The organism is Methylobacterium sp. CCH7-A2 (assembly GCF_001557075.1).
Lineage (GTDB): Bacteria > Pseudomonadota > Alphaproteobacteria > Rhizobiales > Beijerinckiaceae > Allobosea > Allobosea massiliensis.
This window is the reverse complement of the sequence record NZ_LSKN01000112.1, coordinates 44868-52817: the sequence shown is the minus strand read 5'-3', so window position 1 is coordinate 52817 and position 7950 is coordinate 44868. Positions and strand designations below refer to the sequence as shown.

5 protein-coding genes are annotated in these 7950 nt (G+C 63.0%); 2 read left to right on the top strand and 3 right to left on the bottom strand.

Annotation, left to right across the window (positions count from 1 at the left end; translation table 11 throughout):
* Window positions 1-215: 215 nt before the first annotated feature.
* Complete coding sequence (locus tag AX750_RS09760; protein ID WP_067254004.1) at window positions 216-1235, bottom strand: IS110 family transposase; 1020 nt, start codon at window positions 1233-1235, stop codon at window positions 216-218.
* Window positions 1236-1409: 174 nt separating this feature from the next.
* Between AX750_RS09760 and AX750_RS09755 the strand changes: the two genes are divergently transcribed.
* Complete coding sequence (locus AX750_RS09755) at window positions 1410-2699, top strand: FAD-dependent oxidoreductase (RefSeq protein ID WP_068074421.1); 1290 nt, start codon at window positions 1410-1412, stop codon at window positions 2697-2699.
* 112 nt (window positions 2700-2811) lie between these two features.
* Here AX750_RS09755 and AX750_RS09750 read toward each other — a convergent pair whose 3' ends face one another.
* Window positions 2812-4167 (bottom strand): pyridoxal phosphate-dependent aminotransferase, encoded by a 1356-nt coding sequence (locus AX750_RS09750; protein WP_197426515.1) that lies wholly within the window; start codon window positions 4165-4167, stop codon window positions 2812-2814.
* A 92-nt stretch (window positions 4168-4259) separates the two neighbouring features.
* Between AX750_RS09750 and AX750_RS09745 the strand changes: the two genes are divergently transcribed.
* The gene (locus AX750_RS09745; protein WP_066717031.1) at window positions 4260-5207 is read left to right on the top strand and encodes a LysR family transcriptional regulator; all 948 of its coding nucleotides are present in this window, start codon (window positions 4260-4262) and stop codon (window positions 5205-5207) included.
* Between the two features lie 18 nt (window positions 5208-5225).
* On the opposite strand, the gene AX750_RS09740 is transcribed toward AX750_RS09745, so the two are convergent.
* Window positions 5226-7505, bottom strand: coding sequence for a methyl-accepting chemotaxis protein (locus AX750_RS09740; RefSeq protein WP_066717033.1), 2280 nt, complete (start codon window positions 7503-7505; stop codon window positions 5226-5228).
* Window positions 7506-7950: the final 445 nt, after the last annotated feature.

Genomic DNA, 7950 nt, shown 5'->3' with positions numbered 1-7950 from the left:
GTCGGGATGATTTGATCGGTTGCTTTCATATGTCCGGCCTGTTTGTGCGGCGGAAGTCTGCCGCTGGCCCTGATGGAAATCCGCCGACGAGGTCCCTATCAAACTGGCGCGCTGCTAGAGCGCATTGAATCACGCGGGTTGGCCTCGTCGTTGGCTCGATCGTCACTCATCATCGACTGCCGTCACCAATTCGGGTTGTCTCCTAGATCGTCCTCTCAAGCGGCGAGTTGCTGGGGTCGGTAGGTCTCCTTCCGCGTCAGCAGCACCCATGCGATCCGGGCGAGTTTGTTGGCGAGCGCGACAGAGACGAGCCTGAAAGGCTTCTTCTCAAGCAGCGTCCTGATCCAACTCGCCATCGGCGTCGGCTTGTCCTTCGTATGCCGGATAACGGCAGTCGCGCCGACGACGAGCAATCGGCGCAGATAGCGATCTCCTTGCTTCGAGATGCCGCCCAACCTTGTCTTGCCGCCGGTCGATTGCTGCTGCGGCGTCAGTCCGAGCCACGCGGCGAACTGACGGCCGGAGCGGAACTGATCTGGATCAGTCACGGTAGCTGCGATGGCGGTGGCGGTGACAACGCCCAGGCCAGGGATCGCAGCGAGCCTGCGGCTCGCTTCGCTCTCGGCATGCCAAGCGGCGATCTGGCGGTCCAGCTCCGAGATCTCCTGTCCGAGGACAACGATCTGGCGGTGCATGATAACAAGCGCAGCGCGAGCAAACGATGGAAGCGCGTCCTCGGCCAATGCCTGCTCGGCGAGCTTTGCCAGATTAGCGACGCCGGGATTGGCGACAAGCCCCAGCTCGGCCAGGTGGGCTCGCAATGCGTTAGCGGCTGACGTGCGCTGACGAACCAGCAAGGACCGCGCACGATGAGTCATGAGGATACCCTGCTGGGCGACGGTCTTGACCGGAACGAACTGCATCGTCGGCCGCTGAACCGCTTCGCAAATCGCTTGGGCATCAAGGGCGTCGCTCTTGCCGCGCTTCACGAAGGCCTTCACGTAGGACGGCGGGATCAGGCGAACCTCGTGGCCCATTGCCGAAAGAGTTCGGGCCCAGTGATGGGCCGTTCCGCACGCTTCCACGCCGATCAAGCACGGCGGAAGCTTCGAGAAGAACGGCAGCATCTGCTTGCGGTGCAGCTTCTTCACCAGCACCGTCGCTCCTCTCTCATCGACGCCGTGCGCTTGAAAGATGCTCTTCGCCAGGTCCAGTCCAATCGTCTTGATCATCATTGCGCACGCTCCTCTCGCTGGTTGGGCAGCCGGATCGGCACCATAGCGCCGCCGTTGGGCGGGGGCGTCCACATCATCAAACATCGCCAACCGGGGGAGGCCATGTTTCCATCGGCATAGATCCGCGCGGACCGAGCTCTACGACGTGCGGAGCAACCCGTGAGGAGTGGCAAGGTGAACGGAACGCGCGTTACGGTTCTCGGTGCCGGAACGGTCGGAGTCTGCTGCGCGCTCAGCCTGCTGCGCAAGGGATTTCGCGTGACGTTGATCGACCGCGCAGAGCCGGGCAGTGGCTGCTCTTACGGCAATGCGGGCATGATACAGGTGGGCGGCTGCGTACCGACGGCCACGCCAGGGATCATCCGTCAGGTCCCGCGCATGCTGCTCGATCCGGACGGCCCGCTCATCATTCGCTGGCGGCACCTGGCGAGCCTCTCTCCCTATCTGCTTCACTTCCTGGCATCGGCCCGGCCTGAACGGGTCGAGCAGATCGCGGGCGCCCTGGCCTCGCTGTTGCGGCTTGCGGCTGAAGCTTATCGGCCGCTCATCGCATCGGCGCGATGCGAGCATCTGATCCGCGAGAGCGGAGAGCTCTATGCCTATCGCTCCGAGAATGCCTATCTGGCAGCCAAACCCGCGCATGATCTCCGCCGGCGGCACGGCGTGCATATCGAGGAGTTCGCCGGCGCGGAACTGCACCGCCTCGAACCGGCGCTGTCGGCCGACTTCACGCGGGGGGTGCTGATCACGGGCTCGCTGAGCACCCGCAGCCCGCAACTGCTCACCCAGGCTCTCGCCGACCGGTTTGTCGCGGAGGGCGGAGAATTCGTGAAGATTCAGGTCGAGGACCTCGTGATCGACGATGGCAAGCCCGCTTTTCTGATATCCGACAGCGGTGCCCGGCCAATCGGGAAGCTCGTCCTTGCATTCGGGGCGCATTCCAAGAGATGGGCAAGGAAACTGGGCTCATGGCTGCCGCTGGACAGCGAGCGCGGCTATCATCTCATGGTTCCGGATCCGGGCATCGAACTCGGCCGACCCGTTATCGTCGGCGATCAGAAGTTTGGACTGTCGAGCATGGCCGGCGGGCTTCGCATCGCGGGGACCGCAGAACTTGCGAGCCTGGACGCGCCGCCCAATTATCGGCGGGCTCACCGGCTCCTGAAGCTGGCAGCGGCCGCGCTGCCGGACCTGCGCCCGTCAGAGCCTGAACCCTGGATGGGGCTCAGGCCTTCCACGCCCGACAGCCTGCCCGTGATCTGTCGCGCTCCCGCGACCGCCGACGCCTTCTTCGCGTTCGGTCACGGACACTCGGGCCTGACATTGGGAGCGATCACCGGCTCCATCGTCGCAGATCTCGTTGCCGGAGAGGCTTCCCCGGTCGACATCGCGCCGTTCGACATCCGTCGTTTCGGCATCCTGCCGATGAAAAGACCCGGAGCATTTTCAGGCGATGTGACCTAAGGCATTTTTGAGCGAAGTGGACACCGGTTCGCGTGAAGAAAATGCGACCAAACAAAGACCTGGAGCAATCCCGCCGGTCCTCAAAGAGCGGGATTGCTCCGAAACGGCCCTTTCAGCAAAGGCTCGCCAACGAGGCACCTATCCGTTGGAAAGCCTCCTCCAGCCGCTCCTCGGGACAGGTATAAGAAAGCCGGAGCGCCGGTCCCAGGCCGAACGCCGACCCCGGAACAGTCACGATGTCGGCCGTATCGAGCAGGAACTCCGCCAGATCGGCGTCGCTGCCGATCGTCCCTCCCTGGGCCGTGCGGCGGCCGATCAGAGATTCGCACATGGGATAGAAGTAGAAGGCTCCCTCTGGCTGCACCGCCCGGAAATCCGGAATATGGTGGAGCAACTCGGCGACCTTGGCTTTTCGGCGAGCGAAGGCGGTGCGGAACGGCTGCAGCGCTTCCAGCGGCATGTCCATGGCGGCGATGGCGCCCGCCTGCACGATCGTGGCCACGCCCGAGGTGTTCTGGGACTGGACCTTCACCATGGCCGAGATCAGCTCCGCAGGGCCGGCACCGTAGCCGATCCGCCAGCCGATCATCGCAAACGACTTCGAGAGCCCGTTGACGAGCAGTATCCGGTCCTTCAGCCCCGGCGCCACCGAAGCCAAAGAAGTGAAGCCCTCCGCGGTGAAGGTGAAGAGCTCGTAGATCTCGTCGCTGAGCACCATCACCTGCGGGAAGCGCGCGAGCACGCCGGCGAGCGCGGCCAGTTCTTCACGTGAATAGACGACGCCGGTCGGATTGTTGGGGGAGTTGAGGATGAGCCAGCGCGTATGGGCGGTGATCGCTTCTTCCAGCTGCTCCGGCGAGAGCTTGTGGCCCCTGTCGGCCCCACATGTCAAAATCACCGGCGTTCCGCCGGCCAGGCGCACGATGTCGGGATAGGAGACCCAGTAAGGCGCCGGAATGAGCACCTCGTCGCCGGGATCGAGAGTCGCCATCATGGCATTGAATATGACCTGCTTGGTCCCGCTTGAGACGATGATGCCGTCTGCGGGACAGTTGACGCCGTTGTCCCGCAGCAATTTGCGGGCAATGCCTTCCCTGAGCGCTTGCAGGCCCTCGACGGGAGGGCTGCGCCCATCGCCCCGTAGAGCCGCTTTCGCAGCCGCCTCGCGCACGGGCAAAGGAATGTCGAGATCGAGCTCTCCCATACCGAGGCTGATGATGTCGCGGCCGGCGCGGCGCAGATCCGCGGCGCGACGGCCCATTGCGAGCGTCTGGGAGAAGCCGATCGCGCCAAGCCGCGAGGCCTGAAGCGACGATCGCTCCTGCGCCGGCCCCCGGGAGCCGTCGCGCCTGGTCTCCATCTGCTCTTTCATCTCATCCTCGTCGTTGCGCGGCGTCGCCGCGCGAAAGACGCGGTCCTGGCCCAAGACGCCCTCGAAGGCCGCATATGCGGCGGCTTCGATCGGCAAGCTGACGGGATGTTAGTGTCGAAGCAGACATGCTCCTATAACGATTGAATAATACCAGCTTTGCGGCACCTGACATTCACCGGAGCGTGCGCATGAATCTACGTCAGCTGCAGTTCTTTCTGGACGTGGTCGAGCAGGGAGGATTCTCCCGCGCGGCCAGCATCCGCAACGTGGATCAGCCCTTCATCAGCCGGCAGATCCGCAAGCTGGAAGAGACCGTCGGCGCGCCCCTGCTTTATCGCAACGGCCGTGGTGTCGAGCTGACGGATGAGGGGCTTGATCTGCTCAATGTCGTGCGGCCGTTCCTGTCGAACGTGCAGGACGTCATGGATCGCGTTCAGGCTCGCAGCGTCCAGCCCCGGGGACGGATTTCCCTCGGCATCGTCCACCACCTGGGCGAAACGTTGTGCCCTTCCCTGCTCAGCTCCTTCTGCGCGCGCTATCCCCACGTTCACGTGCACATCTCCGGCGGCAACAGCAGTATCATCCAGGAGTGGCTGCTTCGCGCCCGCATCGACCTGGGGATCTATTACGACATCGGAAGCTCGCCGCAGCTCGTGACCGAGGAACTGATCGAAGAACGCATCGTGCTCGTCGGGCCGATGGCTCTGGCTCGGGAGCACGGCATCAACGGGCGAAAAGCGATCTCGCTCGCCGAGGCCGCCCGACTGCCCCTCGTCCTACCGAGCTCGCAGCACGGATTGCGGATCCGGCTGGACCGGTTGGCGGAACTTGCCGGAATACCGCTTCAGAGCCCCTACGAGATCGACCTCTACGGCACCCTGAGGGCGCTGGTCATGGCCGGCCACGGCTTCACGCTGCTTCCCCTGGGAGCGATGCTCAACCAGGTCGTTGATACCCAGACCTTCCTTGCTCCGCTTGTCGATCCCGAAATGACCGCGGTGCTGAGCATGGTATTTGCCTGCAACAAGCCGACCTCGTTTCTGACGCGCGAATTTGCGGGCGAATTGCGCGCCCGCATCAAATCCTTTTCGGAAGAGCAGGCGCGCGTGATCGCGTCCTTCGAGCGGCGATACTGACCAGAGCGGCTTTTCAGGTCAGGCGACGCGTCGCAGATGCGCCTCCTCTACCGCGGCTGTCCGAAATTGCGCGACCAGACCGTGAAGCCGGTCGATCTGAACGGCGAGAGCCACTGCCGAGGCGGAGCTCTGCTCGGCGAGTGCCGCGTTCTGCTGGGTCATCTCATCCATATGCGCCACGACCTGGCTCACTTCGTCGATGCCGCTCGCCTGTTCGTCGCAGGCGACCGAGATCTGAGACACATTCCCGACGACCCGATTAGATGCCTCGACGATCCGGGCGAGAGTATCCCCTGCTTGACGCACGAGCGTCACACCCTGCTCGACTTCGCGCGTCGAAGAGGAGATCAGCGTGCCGATGTCTTTGGCTGCGTCTGCCGCGCGTTGCGCCAGCGTCCGCACTTCGCTTGCAACGACCGCGAAACCTCGACCAGCATCGCCGGCGCGGGCGGCCTCCACCGCAGCATTGAGGGCAAGCAGGTTCGTCTGGAACGCGATTTCCTCGATGACATTGGTGATTGCCGCCACGCGGCCGGCAGTCGTTTCGATTTGCGACATGGCGGTGACGGCTTGGCCGATGATGGTGCCCCCCTCCGCCGCGACAGAGCGCGCCGCTTCCGCGTCGGCGACCACCAGCTTTGAAGAACGGGCGGTCGATTTCACGGAAGCAGCCAGCTGCTCCGTCGTGGCTGCGGTCTCCTCCAGGGAAGCGGCCTGTTGTTCAGTACGCTGCGCCAGATCATCCGCGCCGGTCTTGATCTCGGTGGACGAGAGCTGGACCTGTTGCGCTGTCGTCTGAATCGTCGCGACCGCGGTGCTCAGCCTGTTTGCGGTGCGGTTGATCGCCGTCTTCAACTGATCGAGCCGTCCACGATAATCGCGGCTCACATCCTGGGCGAGATCGCCCTCGGCAATCGCTTTCAGCACCCGCTCGAAATCGCCAGTGGCTTCGTCGACGACGGCGTTGATCTGGTTAATCCCATCCACGAGGGCTTGCAGGGAAGGATCGTCCGCACTGACCTGCACGCGTCCGGTGAAATCCCCTTCTGCAGCGCGATGGACGACCTCGCCGACCGATGCGACGACTTCGGACATAGCCTGAGCGCGCTCCGCACGTGCATTCAACGCCCTTCGCTCCTCGATTTCCAGATTGCGGACCTTCAGCGCATTGGTGCGGAAAACATCGAGTGCGACCGCCATGCGGCCAATCTCGTCGGACCGGTTGGCAAACGGGACGCTCGTATCGAGGGATCCGTCCGCGATCTCGGTCATCGAAGCCGCAAGGCGGCCAAACAGCGAGCGGATCACGCGGCTCACCCATATGGCCAAGCCCACGGCGAGCAGGATGATGACGACTGATGCCGCACCGTAAAGGAGGAAGCTGCGATAGGCGGAGCCGAGCAGCTCCGCGGTCTGCACCGACAAGCTGTTGCGCATCTCCTCGATCTGCTTGAGCCAAAAGGCCCGACGAGCCTGATCGGCCTTCGTCCAGCCGGGCGCATCGTTGGGATCGAGCTTGTCGTAGCTGGCATCAAGCAGCAGCGGCCGCACACGGTTGATCAGCTGGTGGTCGGCGGATCCGAGGAAATCCTTATACTGCGCGATGTGTTCCGGCCGAGCGAATGCCTCGAACTGCCGCCCGAAGATCTGCTGGAGTTCCACGCCTCGGTGCATGACGCGAAACAGCGGCTGGCTCAGCTTGCCCGTCTGGAACGCAATCTCGCCGCGCCCGCCTTCGTTGAGGCTGCCGGTGCTGATCTCGAGCGCGGCATGGAGCGCCAGAATCTGGCGAGCGATCTCGCTATTATCGACGGCGCCGGCGACACGTCCGACGAGTTCATTCGCCAGATTGCTGCTGTTCTGCAGGAATGCACCCATCTGCGAGCGATCCGTCTCTCGCCGCATGGCCTTCTGCCGAATCTCGCCGAGGAGCTTGCGTTGATCGAGTATCGTCCGCAACAATCCGGCCGTTTCGGCATTGGGGATTTGTGCGGCGCCGGCGACGAACTCGATACGCGCGAAGGCGTGGTCCGTCAGTGGCCACTGCATTTCCATCTTGGCACGCGCCTCGGCCGTGCCCTGGGCGAGATAGGGATAGGCGGCCCGGCCCTCATTCGGGATCGCGGTCGCCGAGAAGATCGTTGTCGCGTCTACGACCGCCTGCAGTTGCGAGGCTTTCCGGACCTCCTGATAGGTTTGGAAGCTCTGATAGGCGAGAATCGCACCGAAGCAGACCAGCGCCAGGAGAGGCACGAGCGTCAGGCAGTGGAGAAGATTGCCAAGTCGAATTTTGTGCATTTTGCCCGCCCCAGTTCAGAGGCGGAGAGCGTTGCTTAGAAAACTAAATTTTCTCTGTGCCTCGTATAGACCTTCAGAACGAGCGACGTCTTGCACGCCTCCGCCATACGGCCGAACTGTCGAACGCTGCCGGTACACGTAATTCGGTTTATCATATTGATTTCACGAATCAATTCGACGGTTCGGCGCTGGCTCCGGTGGCAAGGTCGAGGGAGCCAGAATCGGAGGATCGCTCCGATCAAGACAAACGTCATCTTCCAGACCAAACAATTCAGTTTGGCGGAATTTTTGTGGCGCGGATTCGCGGTCTTTGCGCGAACTAGAGCTTGGGCGGAAAGTTCGCATTCGGTCGCTTTTTCGATCAAATCTCGCACCCCGTCCAGCTAGCGTATGATCGCCAATACCCAAGAAAATCCCGCCTTTCGACCCGTATAGCGGCGAAACG